Origin of the sequence: Campylobacter sp. US25a, assembly GCF_004379075.1 — a bacterium.
Taxonomy (GTDB): Bacteria; Campylobacterota; Campylobacteria; order Campylobacterales; family Campylobacteraceae; genus Campylobacter_D; species Campylobacter_D jejuni.
The window spans coordinates 1-492 of sequence record NZ_RYYM01000090.1 but is presented as its reverse complement, the minus strand read 5'-3'; the positions used below and the strand labels follow the sequence as shown (position 1 = coordinate 492).

The following is a 492-nucleotide window of genomic DNA, read 5'->3' as shown; positions in this document are numbered from 1 at the left end:
TTGCTACTTCTTTGAATATAAGCATGTTATCTCCTAAGCTTAAAGCTGCTTTTCCACCTGTTATTACTTGTGCAACATTCATAAGATTAAAATCATTTATAAAATTAATAATACAAAGTATAGGAGTCCAAAGCACTATCCAAATACATAGAGTAAAAAACATCTTAATATGAGCGTAAGAGCCAAATACAATAGAAAGCAAAGCAACAAGCCAAGACAAACCTATGATAATAGCTGTTAAATAAGCTTTAGCTAAAGGCAAATAAGTTTGCGCCATGTGTCCTTGTGCTTGCATACTTGCATAAAATTGCTGATCCGCATAAGCAGTATTTGCAGCCACAGAAGCAGGATTTAATCCTACTGATTTAGCGGTATTAATGATTGCATCTTGAGAAGCAAGCATTACCATAGATTGTTGCAAATAAGATCTAGCACTTACAGCTTGTTCGTTATAGATTTGTGCAGCGCCTAAGAACTTTTGCTCATAATTTG

The 492-nt window shown here is 34.3% G+C and carries 1 protein-coding gene; it reads right to left on the bottom strand.

Features of this window, described 5'->3' with window-relative positions; genetic code table 11:
• Positions 1–492, bottom strand: a 492-nt coding sequence (locus ELQ12_RS09875) for a conjugal transfer protein TraG N-terminal domain-containing protein (RefSeq protein WP_166739610.1), incomplete at both ends; no start/stop codon positions are given.